The following is a 23,266-nucleotide window of genomic DNA, read 5'->3' as shown; positions in this document are numbered from 1 at the left end:
GAACCGCCCCTCGCCCATTTAATCCCGCCTGAGAATTCCGTTAGCGAGCTGTGACCATCCCCACGTACGCCCCAAAGGATCTTTTCGGCCTGAAAGAGTGGCTGGCGTTCGTGATGTGTTCTTTGAGGGCCATTTCCCTGAAAGATCCATGTTTCTCAGGGAAGGGCAGGGAATGGCCGCACTCGCACGTTGGTGTCTGAACCGCCGTCTCGTCGTTCTCGCTCTGTGGCTTGCCGCCCTGGTCGGCCTGAGCGCCGCGGCCGCCCTCACCGGCTCCGCCTACTCGAACAACTACGAGATATCGGGCACCGAGTCGAGCAAGGCCACCGCCCTCCTCCAGCAGGCGTTCCCCGGCCAGTCCGGCGACAGCGACACCATCGTCTGGCACACCGGCCAGGGCACCGTCCGCGCCGCCGACGTCAAGAGCAGCCTCACCACGGCCCTGGACAAGGTCGCCAAGCTCCCCGGAGTGGCCTCCGTCACCAGCCCGTACGAGGCCGACAGCAGCGGGCAGATCAGCCAGGACGGCCACACCGCCTACGCGACGGTGACCTTCTCCGCCGGGTCGCAGAACATCAGCCCGAGCCAGGCGCAGGCCGTCGTCGACACCGCCCAGAAGGCCACCAGCGCCAACGTCGACGTCGAGCTGGGCGGCAGCGCCATCGCCCTCACCGAGGGCACCACGACGCACATCAGTGAGCTGGTCGGGGTGGCCGTGGCCGCCGTCGTGCTGCTGCTCGCCTTCGGCTCGCTCTTCGCGATGTTCCTGCCGATCATCACCGCGCTGGTCAGCGTCGGCACCGCGTACATGGGCATCGAGCTGCTCGGCCACCTCATGACGGTCGCCGACTTCGCACCGATGCTCGGCATGCTCATCGGCCTGGGCGTCGGCATCGACTACGCGCTCTTCATCGTCACCCGGCACCGCAGAGGCCTCAAACAGGGCCTGTCGGTGCGCCAGGCCGCCGAGAAGGCGGTGAGCACGACCGGCAGGGCGGTGGTCTTCGCGGGCGGCACGGTGTGCGTGGCGCTGCTCGGGATGCTGATCCTGCGGCTGAGCTTCCTCAACGGCGTCGCGATCGCCGCGTCGCTGACCGTGCTGCTGACGGTGGCCGCCTCCGTGACCCTGCTGCCCGCACTGCTGGGCATGATCGGCATGAAGGCCCTCAGCCGGCGCGAACGCCACCGGCTCACCGAGCACGGCCCGCAGCCCACCCTGCCCACCGGGCTCGCCGCCCGCTGGTCGGCCTTCGTCGAGCGGCACCCACGGCTGCTCGGCACGCTGGCGGCCTCTGTGATGCTGGTGCTGGCGCTGCCCACGCTGTCCCTGCACCTCGGCTCGTCGGACCAGGGCAACAACGCGGCGACCACCACCACCCGCAAGGCGTACGACCTGCTGTCCCACGGCTTCGGGCCCGGCTTCAACGGCCCGCTGCAGCTCGTCGCCCAGACCAGCAACGCCGCCGACACGGTCGCCCTGGAGCAGCTCACCGACACCCTCAAGCACACCGCGGGCATCGCCGAGGTCGGCGTCCAGTCCGCCGAGCACGGCAGCGACGTCGAGGTGGTCACGGTCGTCCCGACCACCTCCCCGCAGTCGCAGGCCACCGACCACCTGGTCAGCCACCTGCGCGACGAGGTCATCCCGGAAGCCGCGGAGGGCACCTCGCTGCAGGTGTACGTCGGCGGGGTGACGGCCAGCTACGGCGACTTCGCCTCGGTGCTCGTCGGCAAGCTGCCGCTCTTCATCGGGTCGGTGGTGGCGGTGGGCTTTCTGCTGCTGCTCGTGGCCTTCCGCAGCATCGGCATCCCGCTCAAGGCCGCCGTCATGAACATCGCCGCCGTCGCCTCGTCCTTCGGCATCGTCGTCGCGATCTTCCAGTGGGGCTGGGGGAGTGAGCTCCTCGGGCTCGGCAGCGCCGGGCCGATCGAGCCCTTCCTGCCGGTGATCATGGTCTCCGTACTCTTCGGCCTCTCCATGGACTACCAGGTCTTTCTGGTCAGCCGCATGTACGAGGAATGGCAGGAGACCCATGACAACCGCCGCGCGGTCCGGGTCGGCCTCGCCGAGACCAGCCGCGTGATCAACTCGGCGGCGGTCATCATGATCTCCGTCTTCCTCGCCTTCGTCCTGAGCGGCGACCGTACGATCGCCATGTTCGGCATCGGCCTGGCGGCGGCTGCCGCGCTGGACGCCTTCGTCCTCCGTACGCTTCTCGTCCCGGCCCTGATGCACATGATGGGCAGCTGGAACTGGTGGCTTCCGGAGTGGCTGGAGCGCCGCCTGCCACGTCTGAGCATCGAGGGAACGGCCGATGCTGCAGCGACGGCCGGGGATTCTTCGGAAACGCTCAGAGAACTCTCAGAATCCGCACCTACGGTGAGCGCCCATGGAGACCACGAAGACCGCTGAGGCGGCCGAAAGCGCCACCGAGACCGAAATCGACGCCAAGGCGGCCGAGGTCGAACCGGACAACAACCTTCTCGTCGAGGACGAGACCGAGACAGGCACCGAGACCGGCAACGAGATAGACACCGACGACGAGACAGACGCGGACGACGACGCGGACTTCATCGCGTCGTACGACGACGGGTCGGAGCCCAAGGCTGCCTCCAGCGGCGTCCTGGCCGGTGCGGGGGCCGTGATCGGCGCCGGACTGGGCCTGTCCTCGCTGACCGGCACCTGGCTCGGCACGCTGATGTCCGACCGTCAGCAGCTGATCGGCCAGATCAACTCCTCCTCCGCCGCCACCGCCACCCAGATCGCCCAGATCTACGGATCCCCCTGGCACACCGTCGCCCTCTTCAACGGCCTCTTCGGCCTCGTCGCGATCCTCGTCGCCGGCGCCGTGCTCCTCACCGCGAAGAGTGCCGCCCCCTGGACCCGCGCCGTCGCCTGGGGCGGCCTCGCCCTCGGTGTCCTCGGTCTGCTCATCGCCGGTGTGATGTGGTTCGACGTCTTCACCGACCTTCCGGCCGTCCCCGCGACCGCCACCACGTCCACCACCGGCTGACCTAAGGCGTCCCAGCCGCCGGCTAAGTCTTCTGAGGCGCGTAGTTCGGGCAGTTGCCCGATGTGGCGTACCCCCCTTGGAGACGAGTCTTGTCTCAACGGAACGAGACAAGTCCCCAAGGGAGCAAGCCATGTACGAGTACGAGATGTCGAAGCTCAGGTCCGCCGAACTCCGCGGCCAGGCGGCCGCTTGGCGCCTCGCGCACGAGGCGGCCAAGGCCGGCAGGTCCGAGAAGAGCACCGAGGGGCGGGTGGTCGAGCGGAAGGGCGGTGTACGGCACGCGCTGCGGGCCGTACGCCAGCACAACGCCGCATGACCACGGCGGCGGAAGCCGAATCCGGTACCCGGCTGTCGTACCCGCGTGCGATGCTCGGGAGCGTGCAGACCCAGTCCGTCAGCCCGGTGTTCGTCGGCCGCAGCCGTGAGCTGACCCGCCTCACCTCCGCGCTCGCCCGCGCTTGCGCGGGCGAGCCGCAGGCGTTGCTGGTCGGCGGTGAGGCCGGGGTCGGCAAGAGCCGCCTCCTGGAGGAGTTCCTGGGCGCGGCCGCCGCGTCCGGGGCCGTCACCGCGGTCGGCGGCTGTGTGGAGATCGGCGCGGACGGTCTGCCCTTCGCCCCGGTGTCGACGGTGCTGCGCGTACTGCACCGTCAGCTCGGGGACGAGCTGGAGGCAGCGGCCGCCGGGCAGGAGGGCGAACTGGCCCTGCTGCTGCCCGAGCTGGGCGAGACCGACCGGGAGTCCCACGACGAGCACGGCCGGGCGCGGCTCTTCGAGCTCACCGCGCGGCTCCTGGAGCGGCTGGCGGACGGCCGCACCCTCGTCATCGCCCTGGAAGACCTCCACTGGGCCGACAAGTCGACCCGCGAGTTGCTCGCCTATCTCTTCCGCTCCCTCCACCGCGGCCGCCTGATCGTCGTCGCGACGTACCGCTCCGACGACATCCACCGCCGCCACCCCCTGCGGCCCTTCCTCGCCGAGCTGGACCGGATGCGTACGATCGAGCGGATCGAGCTGGCCCGCTTCAACCGGGCCGAGGTGCGCGAGCAGGTCGCCGGGATCCTCGCCGCCGAGCCGGTACAGGCCTTCGTGGACACCGTCTTCAAGCGGTCCGACGGGAACCCGTTCTTCGTCGAGGAGCTGGCCTGCAGCATCACGCAGGGCTGCCGCACCGGCCTGAGCGACAGCCTCCGCGACCTGCTGCTCGTACGCGTCGAGACTCTGCCCGACGGTGCCCAGCGGGTGGCCAGGGTGGTCGCCGAGGGCGGCTCCACCGTCGAGTACGCGCTGCTCGCGGCGGTCGCCGGACTCGCCGAGGACGATCTCATCGAGGCACTGCGGGCCGCCGTCGGCGCCAACATCCTCCTCCCCACCGACGACGGGGACGGCTACCGCTTCCGCCACTCCCTGGTCCGCGAGGCGGTCGGCGACGATCTGCTGCCCGGCGAGCGCGGCCGCATCAGCCGCCGCTACGCCGAGGCGCTGGAGGCCGATCCCTCGCTCATACGCAGCGACGAACGCCCCGCCAGGCTGGCCAGCTACTGGTACCACGCCCATGACGCCGCCAAAGCCCTGCCCGCCGTCCTGCGGGCCTCCGTCGAGGCCCGGCGCCGGCATGCGTACGCCGAGCAACGGCACATGCTGGAACGGGCGTTGGAGCTGTGGGACAGCGTCCCGGACGAGGTCCGCGAGGGGCTGATCCTGGCCGACTACGGGGAGATCTACCCGCTGTGGTGCGGCTGCGACCCGGGTGCGACCCGGCTGCGGCCACTCGACCTGATGTCCGAGATCACCGTCGCCGCCCGCCGCAGCGGTGAGCGCGAACGGGCCCTCGCGGTGGCCCGGCGCGCCCTGCGCACGCTGGAGGACGCCGACGATCCGCTCAGCTCGGCGTGGTTCTGGGTGCAGTGCTCACGCCTCACCGAGGACCTGGCCCGAGGCGACGGCTGGGACGAGATCGGCAAGGCCCAGGAGCTGGTGCGGGGCCTGCCGCCGTCCCCGGTGCACGCCGAGGTGCTGGGCGCCGCCGCCTCCTGGGGCATGATCCACGCGCCGGGCCCGGACGCCCTGGCCACCGCCCAGCGCGCGGTCGAGCTGGCCCGGCTGGTCGGCGCCCAGGACACCGAGCTGGACGCCCGCACGACACTGGGCATCATCATGGTCGATGCCGGCTCCATCGACGAGGGCCTGACGGAGCTGGCCGCCGTCCGGGACCGGGCCGTCGAGCTGGAGGCCGCCGGCGCCATCTGCCGGGCGGGCATCAACCTCGCGGCCGCCCTGGAAGCGGTCGGCCGCTCCGCGGAAGCCGCCGAGGCGGCCGGCGCGGGCGCGGAGGCCGCCGCCCGCTTCGGGCTCCGCGACCAGCGGGCCTTCGCCCTGAGCAACCGGGCCTCGTCCCTGCTGGCCATGGGCCGCTGGAGCGAGGCGGCGGACGCCGTCAAGGAAGCCGCCGAGGCGGCCACTTCGGCCATCACGCGCGGCTGGGTGCTGCTGATGACCGCTCACCTCGACGCCCTGCGCGGCCACTTCACCGCCGCCGCCGAGTCCGCGGCGGCAGCCCGGGCCACGCTCGGCAGCAGCCAGGCCGGACCTCCGCAGCACGCCATCCCGTTCCACGCCCTCGCCGTGGCCATCGAGGCGGGCCACGGCCGCTTCGTCCAGGCCCGCGCCGAGGCACAGGCCGCCCTCGACGCGGGCTTCGCCCCCGGCATGCACCGCCACGCCTGGCCCCTGCTGTACGCCGCCGCTGCCGTCGAGAGCGACGCGATCGGCCTCCCCGCCGCCGAACCCGGCCGCGCCGACATGCTCGTCCGCCTCCGCAAGGCCGCCACCAAGCTGCCGACGCTCGCCCCCGTCTGGGCCGCGTACGCCCTCCTGGTCGAGGCCGAACTCACCCGCGCCGAGGGCCACTCCGCCCCCGCCCCCTGGTGCGCCGCCGAAGCCGCCTTCGCCGCCCTCGACCGGCCCTACCAGCTGGCCCGGATCCGCCTCCGGCTCGCCGAGGCCCACCTCGCCCACGGCGACCGCAAAGCCGCCACCGCCCTGCTCACCGCCGCCCACGCCACCGCCGACCGGCTCGGTGCCGTCCCCGTCCGGGACGAGGCCGCTCTCCTCGCCGAGCGCGCCCGCATCCCGCTGGGCGGCCACGGGGTCCCGGTCCTCCCGGACGACAGCCCGGCCGCGCCGGCCGACCTCGTCGAGCCCTTCGGCCTCACCACGCGCGAGCGGGAGGTGCTGCGCCACGTCGCCGCGGGCCACACCAACCGCCGCATAGCGGAGGAACTCTTCATCTCACCCAAGACCGCGAGCGTCCACGTCTCCAACATCCTCGCCAAGCTCAGCGTCTCCAGCCGGGGCGAGGCCGCCGCGCTGGCCCACCGACTCCGGCTGTTCGCGGACGCCGTGGGGTCCTAGGTGTCAGAGGAGGCGGTCTCTTCGCTCGGGGGCGGGGCCTGGGGGCGTATCACGACCGTGCCGGAGTCGAGGTCTATCGGACCGCGGCCGGGGTCGCCGTCGCCCTCCTCTTCGCGGAAGAGCTCAAGGCGATTTCGTTCGTCGTCGGTGTGCTTACGGCCCGGCGCGAACAGCTCGTCGAAGAGGTCGAACATCGCGTACCCCCCAGCAGCATGTCGTGCGGCCAGCGTACGTCAGCCCGCCGACAGCCGGAGGATGCGGTCGTCGCCGCTTCGGGGGTTGCCGCGGCCGTCGGTGTTGCTGGTGGTGAGCAGCAGGCTGCCGTCCTCGTCGGCGACGACCGTACGCAGCCGCCCGTAACGGTCGACGAGGAAGGCCTGCGGGGCGGCCGCCGCCTTCGTGCCCTTGAGCGGGATCCGCCACAGGCGGGCGCCCTTGAGGGAGGCCATCCAGATGGAGCCCTTGGCGTACGCGATGCCGCTGGGCGACGCGTCGTCGGTGCGCCATACGGCGACGGGGTCGACGTAGCCGGGCTGGTGGCCGATGCCCTCGACGACCGGCCAGCCGTAGTCCTTGCCGGGGCGGATCAGGTTGAGCTCGTCCCAGGTGTCCTGGCCGAACTCCGACGCCCACAGGCGTCCCTGGGCGTCCCAGGCCAGGCCCTGCACATTGCGGTGGCCGTACGAGTAGACGACCGAGCCGGCGTATGGATTGCCCGGCGCCGGTTCGCCGTCGGCGGTCATCCGGAGGATCTTGCCGCCGAGCGACTTCAGGTCCTGCGCGAGGCCCCGGTCGCCGCTCTCACCGGTGCCGGCGTACAGCATCCCGTCCGGGCCGAAGGCGATCCGGCCGCCGTTGTGGATCGCCCCGTGCGGGATGCCGCGCAGGATCGTGTCAGGGGCGCCGAGTTGCTCCCCGGCGGGCTTGGAGGCGTCGTACAGCAGGCGGGCGATGCGATTGTCGGACTCGGTGGTGAAGTACGCGTACACCAGGTGATCGGTGGCGAAGCCAGGCGACAGCGTCAGCCCCAGCAGGCCTCCCTCGCCGCCCGACGAGACGCCGGGGACGCTGCCGACCGTGGTCTTCGCGCCGTTCTTCGCGGCGACCCGTGTGATCTTCCCGCTGTCCCGGGAGGCGACCAGAAGATCCCCTTCCGGGAGGACGGCCACGCCCCACGGCGTGTTCAGCCCCGTCGCCACCGTGCCCGTCACCTTCGCCGTGCCCTTGGCCGGGGCGGCCGACTCGGAGACCTGTGGACTCGAGCCCGTCGTGGTCGCCGACGAGGCGGGCGGCGACGACGTCGCGAACGGCGGCACCCCGCCCGACGACGAACAGCCCGCCGCCAGCAGGGCGGCGGCGGCCACCACCGCGGTCGCCACGATCCCGGTACGACCTCGCACAGCGGACCCTCCCCGGCAGATCGGCACGGATCAAGCACACCACATCCGTTACCCCGGCGCCCCGCGCTTCCAGGTTCCTCCTGGCGGGCCGCAAGGAGCGGACGGGCTCAGTCCCAGGACCCCTGGGCCGCGGGGAGCGAGGCGATCTCCGTGAAGTCCTCCGGCGTGAGGCGGAGCGAGGCCGCGGCGGAGTTCTCGGCGGTCCAGCGGCCGCGCTTGGCGCCGGGGACGGGGACGACGTGCGGGCCCTGGGCCAGCACCCAGGCGAGGGCCACCTGCGCGGGGGTCGCGGAGTGCCGCTCGGCGACCCGGCGGAGGCCGGCGACGATGGGCTGGTTCGCGGCCATCATGTCGGCGGTGAAGCGCGGATGCCGGGCCCGTACGTCATCGGGCTCGAAGCCCTGCCCCGGCTTCAGGGTGCCGGTGAGGAAGCCGTTGCCCAGCGGCATGGCGGCCTGGAAACCGACGCCGCGCGCGGCGCACCACGGCAGCAGGGCGTCCAGCGCCTCGGGGGACCACACCGACAGCTCGGCCTGGACGCAGCTCACCGGGAAGACCTGCTGGACGGACCGCAGCTGGCGAAGCGTTTCGTCGTGCATCCGCGCCCCGGCCCGGCGCCCCGCCCGGGCGCCCACCGCGCACAGTCCCAGCGCCCGCACCTTGCCGGCCGTGACCAGCTCCGCCATCGCACCCCAGGTCTCCTCGACCGGTATCTCGGGATCGGCGCGGTGCAGCTGGTACAGGTCGATGACATCGGTCTGGAGCCGCCGCAGCGACGCGTCGCAGGCCCGCTTCACATACCCCGGCCGACCGTTGGCGACGAGGTGCTGCTCGCCGACGAGCAGACCGACCTTGGTGGACACGAAAACATCCCCGCGCCGCTCCTTGAGCACCCGCCCCACCAGCAACTCGTTGGTGAAGGGGCCGTACATGTCAGCCGTGTCCAGCAGCGACGTGCCGAGGTCCAGCGCGGCGTGCACCGCCCGCAGGGAGGTCTCGCCGTCCTGTCGCGAAGCGCTGTACGCCCAGCTCATCGGCATGCATCCCAGCCCCACGGCGCCCACTTCCAGAGCTGCCGCGCCGATTGTCCTGCGCTCCACCTTGGGTGACCTCCCTCGGCCGCCAACTGTGCCATAGCGTGCTGACCATGACCGACCACGCATCCGCCCCCACCGTCTGGCTGCCGATTCCGCCCGCCGAGATCAGCGGACTACCGGAAGGACCGGAGTACGTCTTCTGGGACGGCGCGGCGGACTTCCCCGCCGACCCGGCCTCCGCCGCCTTCTACGCCGTGCCGTACATGAAACCGCCCGAGGTCACCGCCCGCCCGCTGCCGGAGATGACCGGGCTGCGGGTCGTGCAGACCCTCAGCGCGGGAGTCGACCACGTCACGCCCTATCTGTCGCAACTCCCGCCCGGCGTGCGCCTGTGCAACGCCCGCGGCGTGCACGAGGCGAGCACTGCCGAGCTCACCCTCGCCCTGATCCTGGCCTCGCTGCGCGGCATCCCGCGCTTCGTACACGGACAGGACGCCGAGGAGTGGCACGCGGGCTTCTATCCGGCGCTCGCCGACCGGACAGTGATGATCATCGGCTACGGATCGATCGGCGCCGCCATCGAGGACCGGCTCGCGCCCTTCGAGTGCGAGCGGGTCGTACGCGTCGCCCGCACCGCCCGCGACACCCCGCGCGGCCCGATCCACGCCCTGTCCGAGCTGCCGGAACTCCTGCCCGCCGCCGACGTGGTGATCCTCTCCACCCCGCTCACCGAGGCGACGAAAGGCCTGGCCGGGGCGGACTTCCTGGCCCGCCTCAAGGACGGCGCGCTGCTGGTGAACGTGGCGCGGGGACCCGTCGTCGACACCAAGGCGCTGCTGGCCGAGCTGGAATCCGGCCGGATCCTGGCGGCACTCGACGTCACCGACCCGGAGCCGCTGCCCGCCGGTCACCCGCTCTGGCACGCCCCGGGCGTCCTCATCAGCCCCCACGTGGGAGGATCCACTTCCGCGTTCCTGCCGCGCGCCAAGCGGCTGCTGCGCGACCAGGTACGGCGCTTCGTGGCCGGTGAGCCGCTCGAGAACGTGGTGGCGACGACCTGAGCCCGTCACCCGAACTCCCTTGCGTCACCGCGTGACCGCGCCCGGTGACCGCCCCTCTTTCCTGTGGTCACGCTGTGTAGAGGAACTATGTCCCTGAGTGACGGAACTGGTGTATCGTCCCGATGGGGGTGTGCGCCTCGCGGGGCCACAGAAGGCCACGAACGCGCGCAGGAAGACACAGGACTTGATGGGGGGCGACGGGCGTGCACTGCCAATGGAGAAAGAACCCGACGCGGGACCTCACCGGCCCGCCACGGCAACGCCGGACCGCACGGTGAGTGCGACCGGGGCGGTGCTCGCCGGACCGCCGCTGCAGAGCGGGAGGGCGGGGCTGCTGCCCCAGCTGCTCGTCGCGGTGCTCTGCGGGGGATACGCGACCGGTGCCGCCTTCGGCTGGGGCTCGGCCGAGGTGGGCCTCGTCATGGGCGACTTCGGGCTCTCGGCCGCCGCACTCACCGCCGCCGCCTCCTGCCTGGTGTACGCGGTCAACGGCTCGGGGTGGCGGCACCGGCCCGCCTGGGCGCTGTTCGCGGTCTCCTCCTCCATGGTCGCGCTCGGCAACGGCGTGTGGGGCTGGTACGAGGTGGTGCTGCGCGAGCCCGTGCCGCGTACCTCCCTCGCCGACTTCTGCTTTCTGCTCTTCGCCCCGCCCGCCATCATCGGCCTGCTGCTGCTCGCCAAGCGTCCGGTCACCCGGGCCGGCTGGGTCTGCCTGGCGCTGGACGCCTGGCTGATCGGCGGCTCGCTGCTCACCCTGTCCTGGAGCCTCGCGCTGGCCCACGCCGCGCAGTGGGAGGGCCGCAGCACCTTCCGCGTCGCGCTCTCGCTCGCGTATCCGCTGCTGGACATCATGCTGGTCAGCATGGTGCTGGCGCTGCACTTCCGGCGTACGTCGGCCAACCGGGCGGCGGTGAACACCGCGATCGCCGCGCTCGCCCTGACCGTGCTGTGCGACGCGCTGTTCACCTCACCGCTGCTGCGCGAGCACTACAGGTCCGGCCAGATCCTCGACGCGGGCTGGTTCGCGGGCAGCATGCTCCTCGCGTACGCCCCCTGGGTGGCCCGGCGCGGGCCGGACTTCCCCCGCCCGGCCGCGCCGGCCGCCCTGGCCTCGGGCCGCAAGGTCACCGGATCGCTCGCCGCACTCACGCCATACCTCGCGGCGGCGGTCTGCGTGCTCGGCATCCTCTACAACGTCATCGGCGGCCACAAGACCGACCGGGTGGTGCTGCTCACGGGCTGCTGCGTGGTGCTCGCCCTCGTCGTACGCCAGGGCATCATGCTGCTGGACAACATCTCCCTCACCCAGGAGCTGGCCCAGAAGGAGAACCACTTCCGCTCCCTGGTCCAGGGCTCCAGCGACGTCATCATGATCGCCGCCCCGACCGGCATCCTGCGGTACGTCAGCCCGGCCGCCCAGGGCGTGTACGGGCGGGACGCCGAGGACATGGTCGGCACCGAGCTGGCCTCGCACATCCACCCCGAGGACCTGGGCCGTGTGTTGCACGAGGTGCGCCGGTTTCTGGCCGCCCATCCCACCGAGGAGCCCGCGACCCGTATCGAGTGCCGGATCCGCTCCGGGCGGGGCGGCTGGCTGCATGTCGAGTCCACGGTCAACCGCTACCAGGGCGGCCTGATCTTCAACAGCCGCGATGTCACCGAGCGCGTACGCCTCCAGGCCCAGCTGCAGCACAGCGCCTCGCACGACGCGCTCACCGACCTGCCCAACCGGGCGCTGTTCACCGAGCGGACCCGCCAGGCGCTGAGCGGCCGCCGGGCCGGCGACGGCGAGGCGGGCGGCGTCGCGGTGCTCTTCATCGACCTCGACGGCTTCAAGGCGGTCAACGACACGGTCGGCCACCAGGCCGGGGACGAGCTGCTCGTCCAGGCGGCCCGGCGGCTCCAGGAGTCGGTGCGGGCCGGCGACACCGCGGCACGCCTGGGCGGCGACGAGTTCGCCGCCCTCATCTGCGGCACCAGCACCGACCGGCACAAGCGCGAGTACCAGGTGCACGAGATCGCCGACCGGCTGCGCGCCCGCCTCTCCGAGCCGTACCGCTTCGGCGGCACCGAACTGCGGGTCGCCGCCAGCATCGGCATCGCCTTCGCCGAGCCCGGCGTCACCCCGGGCGAGCTGCTGCGCAACGCGGACCTGGCGATGTACCGGGCCAAGCAGGCCGGCAAGGGCCGCGTCGAGCTGTACGCGCCGCAGATGCAGGCCGACGTCGTGCGCAGGACCGAGCTGGCGGGCCGGCTGCGCGCCGCACTGCACGACGGCGAGTTCACCCTGCTGCACCAGCCGGTCGTGGACCTGGAGGGCGGCCGGATCACCGCCGTCGAGGCGCAGGCCCGCTGGCGCTCCGCCCAGGGCATCCTGTTCACCCCCGCCGAGTTCCTGCGGGTCGCGGAGGACACCGACCGCACCTCCGAGCTGAGCCGCTGGCTGCTCGCCGAGGCCGTCGAGCAGGCCGCACTGCGCTACGGATCGGGGCACCCGGTCCCGGTGGCCGTACGGATCTCCACGCACCGCCTGATGGACCGCGAGTCACCGGCCCGGGACCTCGAGTCCCTGCTGGCCCGCCACGAACTGCCGCCCGGCGGCCTGGTGCTGGAACTCACCGAGCAGGACCCCCGGATCTCACTCACCGACCTGGAGCGCCGGCTGAGCACCCTGCGCCGGATCGGCGTGCGGATCGCCCTCGGCGGCTTCGGCGCCGGATTCGCGGCGCTGACGGCGCTGCGCAGGCTCCCCGTCGATGTGGTGAAACTCGACCGTTCCTTCACCGACGGTGTGGTGGAATCGCCGAGGTTGCACAAAATCACCGGCGGCCTGATCCGGATCGCCGGGGAGCTCGGCATTCGTACGGTGGCCGACGGGGTGGACCGCCCGGAACAGGTCGTCGCGCTACGCTCGATGGGGTGTACGCACGGCCAGGGCATGGCCTTCTCCGGGCCGCTCGACGAGCACCGGCTGCGCTCCTCGCTGACCCGGGGCAGCTATCCGGTACCGAGGGAGGTGATGGCCGTTTCCGGCGGTCAGCTGACCGTGCGCAGCAGTCGTACAGCGGACGAGCTGCGCTCAAATAGTGAGACTGCCGTCCCGCCCGCTTGACACTCCGCCCAGGCCAGGAGGAAGGTCAGTGCCATGCGCACCCGAATTCTCGTACTTGGAAAGCGCGTCGGCTGACCCGAGGCCCTTCACCGCCTCGTGGAACGCACCGACGCGCTCCCCTCGCTTGCCTACCGGCACGAGGGGTTTTTTGTTGCCCGGGACTTAGACAAACCACCCTCAATCTTCCGAGAGAAGAGATCGCAGATGACCGAGCAGGCCACCGGGGCCCACCACCCGCAGCCGCGGGCCCGCGGCGCCGCGCCGCACTCCGCCCACCCCGCCGAGCGCGTCACGGGCGCCCAGTCCCTCATCCGTTCTCTCGAGGCGGTCGGCGCCGACACCGTGTTCGGCATCCCGGGCGGTGCGATCCTTCCCGCGTACGACCCGCTGATGGACTCCACCAAGGTGCGCCACATCCTGGTCCGCCACGAGCAGGGCGCAGGTCACGCCGCCACCGGCTACGCCCAGGCCACCGGCAAGGTCGGTGTCTGCATGGCGACCTCCGGCCCCGGCGCCACCAACCTGGTGACCCCGATCGCAGACGCCCACATGGACTCGGTCCCGCTCGTCGCGATCACCGGCCAGGTGGCCTCCAAGGCCATCGGCACGGACGCCTTCCAGGAGGCGGACATCTGTGGCATCACGATGCCCATCACCAAGCACAACTTCCTGGTCACCAACGCGGACGACATCCCGAAGACCATCGCCGAGGCTTTTCACATCGCCTCCACCGGACGCCCCGGCCCGGTCCTGGTCGACATCGCCAAGGACGCCCTGCAGAACCAGACCCTCTTCTCCTGGCCCCCGCAGGCCGACCTGCCCGGCTACCGCCCGGTGACCAAGCCGCACGCCAAGCAGATCCGCGAGGCCGCCCGGCTGATCAACGAGGCCAAGCGCCCGGTGCTCTACGTCGGCGGCGGCGTCATGAAGGCCCGCGCCACCACCGAGCTGCGGATCCTCGCCGAGCTCACCGGCGCCCCGGTCACCACCACGCTGATGGCGCTCGGGTCCTTCCCCGACAGCCACCCGCAGCACGTCGGCATGCCCGGCATGCACGGCGCCGTCTCCGCCGTCACCGCGCTGCAGAAGGCCGACCTGATCGTCGCCCTCGGCGCCCGCTTCGACGACCGTGTCACCGGCCGGCTCGACACCTTCGCACCGCACGCCAAGATCGTCCACGCCGACATCGACCCGGCCGAGATCTCCAAGAACCGCACCGCCGACGTGCCGATCGTCGGCGACGCCCGCGAGGTGCTGGCCGACCTGATCGTCGCCGTCCAGGCCGAGCACGAGGCCGGCCACAAGGGCGACTACAGCGACTGGTGGAAGCAGCTCAACCGCTGGCGCGACACCTACCCGCTGGGCTACGACCTCCCCGAGGACGGCAGCCTGTCCCCGCAGCAGGTCATCCAGCGCATCGGCGAGCTGGCCCCCGACCACACCCTGTTCGCGGCCGGTGTCGGCCAGCACCAGATGTGGGCCAGCCAGTACATCAAGTACGAGAAGCCCAACACCTGGTTCAACTCCGGCGGCGCCGGGACCATGGGCTACGCCGTCCCCGCCGCGATGGGTGCCAAGGCCGGTGTGCCCTCCGCGACCGTCTGGGCGATCGACGGCGACGGCTGCTTCCAGATGACCAACCAGGAACTGGTCACCTGCGCGCTGAACAACATCCCGATCAAGGTCGCCATCATCAACAACGGCGCCCTGGGCATGGTCCGCCAGTGGCAGTCGCTCTTCTACAACCAGCGCTACTCCAACACCGTCCTGCACGCCGGCGACACCAACGCCGGCCAGGGCTCCCACACCGGCGCCAGCAAGAGCCCGAGCGCCGGCACCCGCATCCCGGACTTCGTCAAGCTGTCCGAAGCCATGGGCTGCGTGGGCCTGCGCTGCGACGACCCCGCCGACCTGGACGCGGTCATCGCCAAGGCCAACTCGATCAACGACCGCCCGGTGGTCGTCGACTTCATCGTCCACGAGGACGCCATGGTGTGGCCGATGGTCGCCGCCGGCACCTCCAACGACGAGATCATGGCAGCCCGCGACGTGCGTCCCGACTTCGGCGACGCGGCCGACGACTGAGAGACAGGTAAGACGCCCCCATGTCCAAGCACACACTCTCCGTCCTGGTCGAGAACAAGCCCGGTGTCCTCGCCCGGATCACCGCCCTGTTCTCCCGCCGTGGCTTCAACATCGACTCCCTCGCCGTCGGCACCACCGAGCACCCCGAGATCTCGCGCATCACGATCGTGGTGACCGTCGTCGAGGAACTCCCGCTCGAGCAGGTCACCAAGCAGCTCAACAAGCTGCTCAACGTCCTGAAGATCGTCGAGCTGGAAGCCGGTTCGGCCGTTCAGCGGGAACTCGTTCTGGTGAAGGTGCGGGCCGACAACGAGACCCGCTCCCAGATCGTCGAGATCGTCCAGCTGTTCCGCGCCAAGACCGTGGACGTCTCCCCGGAGGCCGTCACCGTCGAGGCCACCGGCAGCGCCGACAAGCTCGAAGCCATGCTCAAGATGCTCGAGCCGTTCGGCATCAAGGAGCTGGTGCAGTCCGGCACCATCGCCATAGGACGCGGTGCCCGCTCCATCACCGACCGCTCGCTGCGCGCCCTCGACCGATCCGCATAGCGAGACCGCCAGACCCTCATCCGCCCGCCGGACGTACTGTGTGGGCAACCCGCCAGATCCAAGGAGAGACCCCAAAGTGGCCGAGCTGTTCTACGACGACGACGCCGATCTTTCGATCATCCAGGGCCGCAAGGTCGCGGTCATCGGTTACGGAAGCCAGGGTCACGCGCACGCGCTGTCCCTGCGTGACTCGGGCGTCGACGTCCGAGTCGGCCTGCAGGAGGGCTCCAAGTCCAAGGCCAAGGCCGAGGAGCAGGGCCTGCGTGTCGTGTCGGTCGCCGAGGCGGCGGCCGAGGCCGACGTCATCATGATCCTCACCCCGGACCCGATCCAGGCCCGTGTCTACGAGGAGTCCATCAAGGACAACCTCAAGGACGGCGACGCGCTGTTCTTCGGCCACGGCCTGAACATCCGCTACGGCTTCATCAAGCCCCCGGCCGGCGTCGACGTCGCCCTCGTCGCCCCCAAGGGCCCGGGCCACCTCGTGCGCCGCCAGTACGAAGAGGGCCGTGGCGTCCCCTGCATCGCCGGCGTCGAGCAGGACGCGTCGGGCAATGCCTTCGCGCTCGCGCTCTCGTACGCCAAGGGCATCGGCGGCACGCGGGCCGGTGTCATCAAGACCACCTTCACCGAGGAGACCGAGACCGACCTGTTCGGTGAGCAGGTCGTGCTCTGCGGCGGCACCACCGCGCTGGTCAAGGCCGGTTTCGAGACCCTGGTCGAGGCCGGCTACCAGCCGGAGATCGCGTACTTCGAGTGCCTCCACGAGCTGAAGCTCATCGTCGACCTCATGTACGAGGGCGGCCTGGAGAAGATGCGCTGGTCGATCTCCGAGACCGCCGAGTGGGGCGACTACGTCACGGGCCCCCGCATCATCACGGACCAGACCAAGGTCGAGATGAAGAAGGTTCTCGCCGAGATCCAGGACGGCACCTTCGCCAACAACTGGATCGCCGAGTACAACGCCGGCCTGCCGAAGTACAACGAGTACAAGAAGGCCGACGAGAACCACCTGCTGGAGACCACCGGCCGCAAGCTGCGCAAGCTCATGTCCTGGGTGGACGAGGAGGCGTAGCCTCCGATCCTTGACGGCGGGCTCGCACTGCTCGGCCCCGGGGAGCCCCACAGGCGTCCCCGGGGTCCGGGGCGAACTCCAGGCCGTCTGGGATGTTTTTCCGCCGCGACGGCGGGACGCCGGACGGCGCTGTCCGGCGGCGCCGAACCGGCCGCCCCCCGTGTCTCCGCGGGCCAGGGCCGCTCGGCACCGCCGGACAGCGCCGTTTCGCGTCTCGCCGTCACGGCGGACAACCCCCGTTTGTCCAGCCCGTACAGCCACGTGCGGGTGATCCTTACCAAACGGCGCAGGACGCGGTCCGCGGCGCCGATACACTCCATTAACAAGCGCGTCAGGCTCACAGCGTCGTGCGTCTTCCACGCGACATGCCATCCCTCTCCACCGCCTTCGGCCGTCGGGACGCGGCCGTTCGCCAGGGACTAGTGAGGACTCACGTGAGCAACCCCGTCGTACTCATCGCTGAAGAGCTGTCGCCCGCCACTGTCGACGCGCTGGGGCCGGATTTCGAGATCCGGCACTGCAACGGCGCCGACCGGGCCGAGCTGCTCTCGGCGATCACCGATGTCGACGCCATCCTGGTGCGGAGCGCCACCAAGGTCGACGCCGAGGCCATCGCGGCCGCCCCGAAACTGCGGGTCGTCGCCCGGGCGGGCGTCGGCCTGGACAACGTCGACGTGTCCGCCGCCACGAAGGCCGGCGTGATGGTCGTGAACGCCCCGACCTCCAACATCGTGACCGCCGCCGAGCTGGCCTGCGGCCTGCTGATCTCCGTCGCCCGCAACATCGCGCCGGCGAACGCCGCGCTGAAGCAGGGCGAGTGGAAGCGGAACAAGTACACGGGCGTGGAGCTGGCCGAGAAGACGCTCGGCGTCGTCGGCCTCGGCCGCATCGGCGCCCTGGTGGCGCAGCGGATGTCGGCGTTCGGGATGAAGATCGTCGCGTACGACCCCTACATCCAGCCCGCGCGGGCCGCGCAGATGGGCGTGAAGGTGGTCAGCCTCGACGAGCTGCTCGAGGTTTCCGACTTCATCACCGTGCACCTGCCGAAGACCCCCGAGACGGTGGGTCTGATCGGCGAGGACGCGCTGCACAAGGTCAAGCCGTCGGTCCGGATCGTCAACGCCGCGCGTGGCGGGATCGTGGACGAGGAGGCGCTGGCCTCGGCGCTCAAGGAGGGCCGGGTCGCGGGCGCCGGTCTGGACGTGTATACGAAGGAGCCCTGCACGGACTCCCCGCTGTTCCAGTTCGACAACGTCGTGGCGACCCCGCACCTGGGCGCGTCCACCGACGAGGCGCAGGAGAAGGCCGGTATCTCCGTCGCCCGCTCCGTCCGTCTCGCGCTCGCCGGTGAGCTGGTGCCGGACGCGGTCAACGTCCAGGGCGGGGTCATCGCCCAGGACGTGAAGCCGGGTCTGCCGCTCGCCGAGAAGCTCGGCCGGATCTTCACCGCGCTGGCCGGCGAGGTCGCGGCCCGCCTCGATGTCGAGGTGCGCGGCGAGATCACCCAGCACGATGTGAAGGTGCTGGAGCTGTCCGCCCTCAAGGGCGTCTTCGAGGACGTCGTCGACGAGACGGTGTCGTACGTCAACGCTCCGCTCTTCGCGCAGGAGCGCGGCGTCGAGGTCCGCCTCACCACCAGCAGCGAGTCCCCTGACCACCGCAACCTGGTCACCGTCCGCGGCACCCTCGCCGACGGCCAGGAGGTCTCGGTCTCCGGCACGCTGGCCGGCCCGAAGCACATTCAGAAGGTCGTGGCCGTCGGCGACGACGACGTGGACCTGGTGCTGGCGGACCACATGGCCTTCCTCCGTTACACGGACCGCCCCGGCGTGGTCGGCACGGTCGGCCGGATCCTCGGCGAGGCCGGGATCAACATCGCCGGTATGCAGGTGGCCCGGGCGACGGCCGGCGGTGAGGCGCTGGTGGCGCTGACCGTCGACTCCGCGGTGCCGGCGCAGGTGCTCATCGAGATCGCCGAGGAGATCGGGGCGACCTCCGCCCGCGCGGTCAACCTCGAGGACTGAGATCCACCCCAGTTGATCATGCCGCACTGTGGCGTGGGTCACAGTGCGGCATGATCGGGCCCGTTAGGGTTAACCGGTTGTCGATGAGGACCGTGGGGGGACCGGAACGGATGGGGACGGTACCGACCACGGAGCAGCAGCTCGCCAGGGCGTTCGCCCCGCTGCTCACCTTCGCACCGGACCGTCACCGAATACGAACCGTCGCACTGACGGTGCTCTGCTTCGGCGTGATGCTGGGTGTCGGGCTGCAGCAGTGGTCGAACGTCCGGCTCGGCGGCTTCGACCTCGGAATCTTCGACCAGGCGATCCGCGCCTACGCGCACTTCCATCTGCCGCGCTCGCCGATCAAGAACTTCCACCATGACTTCCCGCCCGCCTTCTCGCTGCTCGGCGACCACTTCTCCCCGGTCCTGGCGTTCCTCGCGCCGCTCTACTGGATCTGGGACGACCCCCGCGTCCTGCTGATCGCCCAGGCCGCGCTCTTCGCTGCCGGGGTGCCCCTGGTGCGGCGGATCACCGTGCGCTGCTTCGCCGACGCCGCCCCCGAGACCTCGCGCACCGCCACCGATCTCGCCGGGCTGGTGTACGCGCTGGGCTGGCCGCTCTTCATGGCCTCCCGCGAGGGGTTCCACGAAGTGGCCTTCGCGGTGCCGCTCACCCTGCTGATGCTGGAGCGCGGCCAGGCCCGCCGCTACGGCGGGGTGGTCGTCGCGGCGGTCCTGCTGCTGTGCACCAAGGAGGACATGGGGCTGCTGGTGGCGACGTACGGTGCCGTGCTCGCGCTGCGCAGCGGCGCCCTGGACGGCGAGCGGCGCGGCGTACGGACCGGGCTCGCCCTGCTCGTGGCCGGGCCGGTCGCCTGCTTCACCGCGATCCGCTGGCTGATCCCGGCGATGGGCGGCGTGTCCGGCTACTACTGGAACTACGGCCAGCTCGGGCCCAACGTCGGCGCGGTCCTCGTACGGCTGCTGACCGACCCGGTGGCGTCGTTCTCACTGGCCGTCAACAACTGGGAGAAGGTCTCCCTGCTGCTCTGGCTGTTCCTCCCGCTGCTGTTCCTGCCGCTCGGATCGGCCACCGTGCTGTGCGCGCTGCCGCTGCTGGCCGAGCGGCTCTTCTCGGACAACCCCAGCCACTGGTCGATGTCGCACCACTACGACGCCTTCCTCTGGCCGGTGCTGCTGGTCGCCGCGATCGAGACCCTGGCCCGGCTGCACGCGCGCGCCCCCGGCCGGACCCGCCGCTGGGCGGCTGCGGTGGTGACCGCCTGCCTGGTCCTGGGCCTCGCGCTGGGCGTCGCCCGGCTCGCCGACCCCGCCCACTGGGAGCCGAACGCCCCTGAGCGGGCCCTGGTCGAGGCGGCCTCGTTCATCCCCGACGGCGTCACGGTCGAGGCCGACAACAATGTCGCCCCGCACCTGACCGCCCGTACACGCACCCTCATCGCCGACGACACGCCGCGCGGCGCCGACTACGTCCTGCTCCAGACGGTGAAGCGGACCTTCCCCTTCACCTCCGCCGCCCAGGAGCAGGCCCGGGTACGGCTGCTCCTCGCCCACGGCTACGCGCAGCTGTGGTCGGAGGACGGTGTGGTCCTGCTGTACCGCACCGTGGACGAGCCCATCCCCGGCATGCACATCCCGGACAAGAACAGCACGCCGGTCAAGGACGTCCCGCCGCCCGCGCCGTCCGCAGGTTCGTGAGCGGGCACCCCCGCCTGCGGCTCCTCCGCCCGGGCGGCGGCCGAACCCGGGCGGGACGGCTCCGGCGGTCGTAGATTGCTGTGTGTGCCACACCCTTCCGACGGGCTCGAGGGCCGCATCCAGAAGTTCCTGCAGGGCGCCGAGGACACCATCCATCTGGTCGTCGCGGTGCTTCTGCTGCTTCTCGGGGGCATCCTTCTGGTGGGTGTCGTCAACGACCTCGTGGACGCCCTGAAAGGGCCCTATCACGAGGCGACGATCGTGCTCTCCGCGCTGGACAACGGCCTTGTGCTGTTCATCGTGGCCGAGCTTCTGCACACGGTCCGCCTCACCATCAGGAACCGGGCACTGGACGCGGAACCCTTCCTCGTCGTGGGGCTGATCGCGGGAGTCCGCAAGGTCCTCATCGTCACCGCCGAGGCCGAGCAGTCGTTCCGGTGGAATCCGCAGGGAATCGAGCTCGTCATCCTGGTCGGGCTGATCTTCGTCATGGCGCTGGCCATCCTGGTCTGGCGGCGCGCGACGCGACCCCGGGACTTCACGCCTGTCAGGGTCCCGGGTCACTGACCCGCCGCGTGCCCTGGAGCCGGGCGGACTTCAGCGCCATGTGCAGCAGTAGCCGGTCCTCGCCGCTGTCGAGGTCGAGGCCGGTGAGCTGCTCGACCCGGGAGAGCCGGTAGTAGAGCGTCTGGCGGTGGATGCGCAGCTCGGCGGCGGTGCGTCCGGCCTGCCCGGCGCAGTCGAGGTACACCTCTGCGGTGCGGGCGAGTTCGGCGTGCTGGGGTTCCAGGAGGGGGCGTACGGCCGGGTCGGGCGTGGTGGTGAGGGCGGCCAGGAGGCGGTAGGGGCCCAGGGTGGACCAGTCGGCCACCGGTCCGAGCCGGGGCCGGGCCCGGGCCACCCGGGCGGCGGCCAGCGCTTCGCCCCAGGCCTCGGGCAGCGCGTCCAGGCCCCGGCGGGGCGCGCTCACCCCGGCGCCCGCGCCCGGGCCGGCCTCCAGCAACCGGGCGGCGGCGGTGTGCGCGGGGGTGACCACCTCGGGAGACCGCAGCCGGACCAGCGCCGCCAGGGCCGCCCCCTGGGGCCCCTGTGCCTGGGGGCCCTGCGCCTGGGGCACCGCACACAGCGCCGCCGCCCCCGGCACCGTACGGATCCCCGGAACGTCCTCCGCCGTCCAGGGCAGTACGCAGACCAGGGCGTGCCATTCGTCGGCGTCGGCGCCCAGCAGTGCGCGCAGCGCGTCGGCCGGCCCGGTCAGTGCGGCGCGCAGTTCGCGGCCCAGGTCGGTGGCGGCGCCGGCCTCGGCGGCCAGCCGGACGCCGATCCTGGCGGCCACGTCCATGGCGGCGGCCAGCTGCGCCTCGGTGTGCTCGGCGCTGTCCAGCAGCCATACGTAGCCGTGGACGACGCCCCCGTGGCGTACCGGCAGGCACAGGCGGGGCCGGACGACCCCGGCGTCCGGGGCGGCGGGGATGCGTACCGGGGCGGCGGCCCGGGTGATGCCGAAGCGCTCGAACCAGGCGCGGACCTCGGCGGTGGAGCGGCGGGTGAGGATGGACCGGGTGCGGACCGGGTCCATGGAGGCCTCGTTGACGGCGGACTCGCTGTCGTGGGCGCCGAAGGCGATGAGCCGGAAGTCGCGGTCCTCCAGGGTCGCGGGCGCGCCGAGGAGGGCTGAGACTTCGTCGACGAGTTCCTGGTAGTCAGCACGCACCCGGCCATTGTCCCTCAGACATCTGTATGAGGGACACGTACCGGATGCGTGACAGCTGTCGATGGATCCCGGGGTAGGTGAACCATAGATTCACGGCCAGGGCAGCCCCTATATCCCGCCACATCCAGGAGGAGCCCGTGCTGGGTCCCGTGTTGCTCGCCGCGTCGCGCAGCGACCGTATGCGCCGCGTCGTCGCCGCCGCGCCCGTCACCCGTCCGGTGGTGAACCGTTTCGTCGCGGGCGACGCGCTGCACCCTGCGATGGACAGCGTCCGCGAACTGACCGCCTCGGGCCTGCAGGTCACCCTCGACCACCTCGGTGAGGACGTCACCGACAAGGCGACCGCGACCGCCACCCGGGACGCCTACCTGCGGCTCCTGGAAGCCCTGAAGACCGAGGGCCTGGGCACCCGCGCCGAGGTCTCGGTCAAGCTGTCGGCCTTCGGCCAGGCGCTGCCCGACGGCGGCCACGACATCGCCCTGGAGAACGTCCGCCAGGTCGCCGAGCTGGCCACCGAGACCGGCACCACGGTCACCCTCGACATGGAGGACCACACCACGGTCGACTCGACCCTGGCGATCCTCGCCGACCTGCGCGAGCGGCACCCGGCCACCGGCGCCGTACTCCAGTCGTACCTCTTCCGCACCGAGGAGGACGCCGCCCGGCTCGCCTGCGAGGGCTCGCGGGTCCGTCTGGTGAAGGGCGCCTACAAGGAGCCCGCGAGCGTCGCCCACCAGAACAAGAAGGACGTCGACCGGGCCTACGTCCGCTGCCTGAAGATCCTCATGGCGGGTGACGGCTACCCGATGATCGGCTCGCACGACCCGCGCCTGATCGCCATCACCCAGGAGCTGGCCGGCCGCCAGGGCCGCAAGCAGGGTTCGTACGAGTTCCAGATGCTCTTCGGCATCCGCACCGCCGAACAGCGGCGGCTCGCGGAGGCGGGCGAGCGGGTCCGCATCTACGTCCCCTACGGCGCAGACTGGTACGGGTACTTCATGCGCCGCCTCGCCGAGCGTCCGGCCAACCTCGCCTTCTTCCTGCGGTCCTTCCTCCCCACCCGATAAGGAGCTGTATCCCAT

The 23,266-nt window shown here is 71.3% G+C and carries 17 protein-coding genes; 13 read left to right on the top strand and 4 right to left on the bottom strand.

The annotated features are described in order from the left end of the window. Positions 1-172: 172 nt before the first annotated feature. The 4 genes from ACFXJ5_RS36850 to ACFXJ5_RS36835 all read left to right on the top strand — a co-directional run bounded on the left by ACFXJ5_RS36850 (position 173) and on the right by ACFXJ5_RS36835 (position 6,425). Complete coding sequence (locus ACFXJ5_RS36850) at positions 173-2,413, top strand: MMPL family transporter (RefSeq protein ID WP_384641397.1); 2,241 nt, start codon at positions 173-175, stop codon at positions 2,411-2,413. Next, positions 2,391-3,014: a hypothetical protein gene (locus ACFXJ5_RS36845; RefSeq protein WP_384641394.1), complete on the top strand. Its 624-nt coding sequence runs from the start codon at positions 2,391-2,393 to the stop codon at positions 3,012-3,014. The genes ACFXJ5_RS36850 and ACFXJ5_RS36845 overlap by 23 nt, the downstream gene beginning before the upstream one ends. Positions 3,015-3,144: 130 nt before the next feature. Then, positions 3,145-3,330: a hypothetical protein gene (locus ACFXJ5_RS36840; RefSeq protein ID WP_384641391.1), complete on the top strand. Its 186-nt coding sequence runs from the start codon at positions 3,145-3,147 to the stop codon at positions 3,328-3,330. Between the two features lie 50 nt (positions 3,331-3,380). Then, entirely contained in the window at positions 3,381-6,425 is a 3,045-nt protein-coding gene (locus ACFXJ5_RS36835; protein WP_384641403.1) for an AAA family ATPase, read from the top strand. On the opposite strand, the gene ACFXJ5_RS36830 is transcribed toward ACFXJ5_RS36835, so the two are convergent. The 3 genes from ACFXJ5_RS36830 to ACFXJ5_RS36820 all read right to left on the bottom strand — a co-directional run bounded on the left by ACFXJ5_RS36830 (position 6,422) and on the right by ACFXJ5_RS36820 (position 8,925). Next, positions 6,422-6,619: a DUF6191 domain-containing protein gene (locus ACFXJ5_RS36830; protein WP_384641389.1), complete on the bottom strand. Its 198-nt coding sequence runs from the start codon at positions 6,617-6,619 to the stop codon at positions 6,422-6,424. The two genes, ACFXJ5_RS36835 and ACFXJ5_RS36830, sit on opposite strands and share 4 nt — an antisense overlap. Positions 6,620-6,658: 39 nt before the next feature. Continuing rightward, positions 6,659-7,825 carry a PQQ-dependent sugar dehydrogenase gene (locus ACFXJ5_RS36825; protein WP_384641387.1) on the bottom strand — a complete coding sequence of 389 codons (1,167 nt, stop codon included), beginning with the start codon at positions 7,823-7,825 and terminating at the stop codon, positions 6,659-6,661. Between the two features lie 107 nt (positions 7,826-7,932). Further along, entirely contained in the window at positions 7,933-8,925 is a 993-nt protein-coding gene (locus tag ACFXJ5_RS36820) for an aldo/keto reductase (protein WP_384641384.1), read from the bottom strand. 47 nt (positions 8,926-8,972) lie between these two features. On the opposite strand from ACFXJ5_RS36820, the gene ACFXJ5_RS36815 reads away from it, so the two are divergent. From ACFXJ5_RS36815 to ACFXJ5_RS36780, 8 genes are all read left to right on the top strand, one after another. Next, positions 8,973-9,923: a 2-hydroxyacid dehydrogenase gene (locus ACFXJ5_RS36815; protein ID WP_384641381.1), complete on the top strand. Its 951-nt coding sequence runs from the start codon at positions 8,973-8,975 to the stop codon at positions 9,921-9,923. A gap of 274 nt (positions 9,924-10,197) precedes the next feature. Continuing rightward, complete coding sequence (locus ACFXJ5_RS36810) at positions 10,198-13,035, top strand: putative bifunctional diguanylate cyclase/phosphodiesterase (RefSeq protein ID WP_384641378.1); 2,838 nt, start codon at positions 10,198-10,200, stop codon at positions 13,033-13,035. Between the two features lie 204 nt (positions 13,036-13,239). Continuing rightward, positions 13,240-15,120, top strand: a complete 1,881-nt coding sequence (locus ACFXJ5_RS36805; protein ID WP_384641375.1) for an acetolactate synthase large subunit — start codon at positions 13,240-13,242, stop codon at positions 15,118-15,120. Positions 15,121-15,140: 20 nt separating this feature from the next. Continuing rightward, positions 15,141-15,668 carry an acetolactate synthase small subunit gene (ilvN, locus tag ACFXJ5_RS36800; RefSeq protein ID WP_384641373.1) on the top strand — a complete coding sequence of 176 codons (528 nt, stop codon included), beginning with the start codon at positions 15,141-15,143 and terminating at the stop codon, positions 15,666-15,668. Between the two features lie 76 nt (positions 15,669-15,744). After that, positions 15,745-16,743 (top strand): ketol-acid reductoisomerase, encoded by a 999-nt coding sequence (gene ilvC, locus ACFXJ5_RS36795; protein WP_384641370.1) that lies wholly within the window; start codon positions 15,745-15,747, stop codon positions 16,741-16,743. Positions 16,744-17,177: 434 nt separating this feature from the next. Beyond that, positions 17,178-18,767 carry a phosphoglycerate dehydrogenase gene (gene serA / locus ACFXJ5_RS36790; RefSeq protein WP_384641367.1) on the top strand — a complete coding sequence of 530 codons (1,590 nt, stop codon included), beginning with the start codon at positions 17,178-17,180 and terminating at the stop codon, positions 18,765-18,767. A 110-nt stretch (positions 18,768-18,877) separates the two neighbouring features. Next, positions 18,878-20,470: a DUF2079 domain-containing protein gene (locus ACFXJ5_RS36785; protein ID WP_384641364.1), complete on the top strand. Its 1,593-nt coding sequence runs from the start codon at positions 18,878-18,880 to the stop codon at positions 20,468-20,470. A gap of 84 nt (positions 20,471-20,554) precedes the next feature. After that, on the top strand, positions 20,555-21,037 hold the full coding sequence (locus ACFXJ5_RS36780) for a phosphate-starvation-inducible PsiE family protein (RefSeq protein ID WP_384641360.1): 483 nt from the start codon (positions 20,555-20,557) through the stop codon (positions 21,035-21,037). Here ACFXJ5_RS36780 and ACFXJ5_RS36775 read toward each other — a convergent pair. Beyond that, positions 21,018-22,184, bottom strand: coding sequence for a PucR family transcriptional regulator (locus ACFXJ5_RS36775; protein WP_384641357.1), 1,167 nt, complete (start codon positions 22,182-22,184; stop codon positions 21,018-21,020). The genes ACFXJ5_RS36780 and ACFXJ5_RS36775 overlap by 20 nt on opposite strands. Positions 22,185-22,321: 137 nt before the next feature. On the opposite strand from ACFXJ5_RS36775, the gene ACFXJ5_RS36770 reads away from it, so the two are divergent. Beyond that, on the top strand, positions 22,322-23,251 hold the full coding sequence (locus ACFXJ5_RS36770) for a proline dehydrogenase family protein (protein ID WP_384641354.1): 930 nt from the start codon (positions 22,322-22,324) through the stop codon (positions 23,249-23,251). The last annotated feature ends 15 nt before the right edge of the window (positions 23,252-23,266 follow it).

Source organism: Streptomyces sp. NPDC059373 (assembly GCF_042751495.1).
Classification (GTDB): Bacteria; Actinomycetota; Actinomycetes; order Streptomycetales; family Streptomycetaceae; genus Actinacidiphila.
Note: the sequence above shows the minus strand (reverse complement) of the source record. Positions and strands in the feature narration are given on the sequence as shown.

What these genes read in the sequence shown, in the direction of transcription:
- ACFXJ5_RS36850 (WP_384641397.1), top strand. Translation starts at nt 173, where the DNA reads ATGGCCGCACTCGCACGTTGGTGTCTGAACCGCCGTCTCGTCGTTCTC.
- ACFXJ5_RS36845 (WP_384641394.1), top strand. Translation starts at nt 2,391, where the DNA reads ATGGAGACCACGAAGACCGCTGAGGCGGCCGAAAGCGCCACCGAGACC.
- ACFXJ5_RS36840 (WP_384641391.1), top strand. Translation starts at nt 3,145, where the DNA reads ATGTACGAGTACGAGATGTCGAAGCTCAGGTCCGCCGAACTCCGCGGC.
- ACFXJ5_RS36835 (WP_384641403.1), top strand. Translation starts at nt 3,381, where the DNA reads ATGCTCGGGAGCGTGCAGACCCAGTCCGTCAGCCCGGTGTTCGTCGGC.
- ACFXJ5_RS36830 (WP_384641389.1), bottom strand. Translation starts at nt 6,619, where the DNA reads ATGTTCGACCTCTTCGACGAGCTGTTCGCGCCGGGCCGTAAGCACACC.
- ACFXJ5_RS36815 (WP_384641381.1), top strand. Translation starts at nt 8,973, where the DNA reads ATGACCGACCACGCATCCGCCCCCACCGTCTGGCTGCCGATTCCGCCC.
- ACFXJ5_RS36805 (WP_384641375.1), top strand. Translation starts at nt 13,240, where the DNA reads ATGACCGAGCAGGCCACCGGGGCCCACCACCCGCAGCCGCGGGCCCGC.
- ilvN (WP_384641373.1), top strand. Translation starts at nt 15,141, where the DNA reads ATGTCCAAGCACACACTCTCCGTCCTGGTCGAGAACAAGCCCGGTGTC.
- ACFXJ5_RS36785 (WP_384641364.1), top strand. Translation starts at nt 18,878, where the DNA reads ATGGGGACGGTACCGACCACGGAGCAGCAGCTCGCCAGGGCGTTCGCC.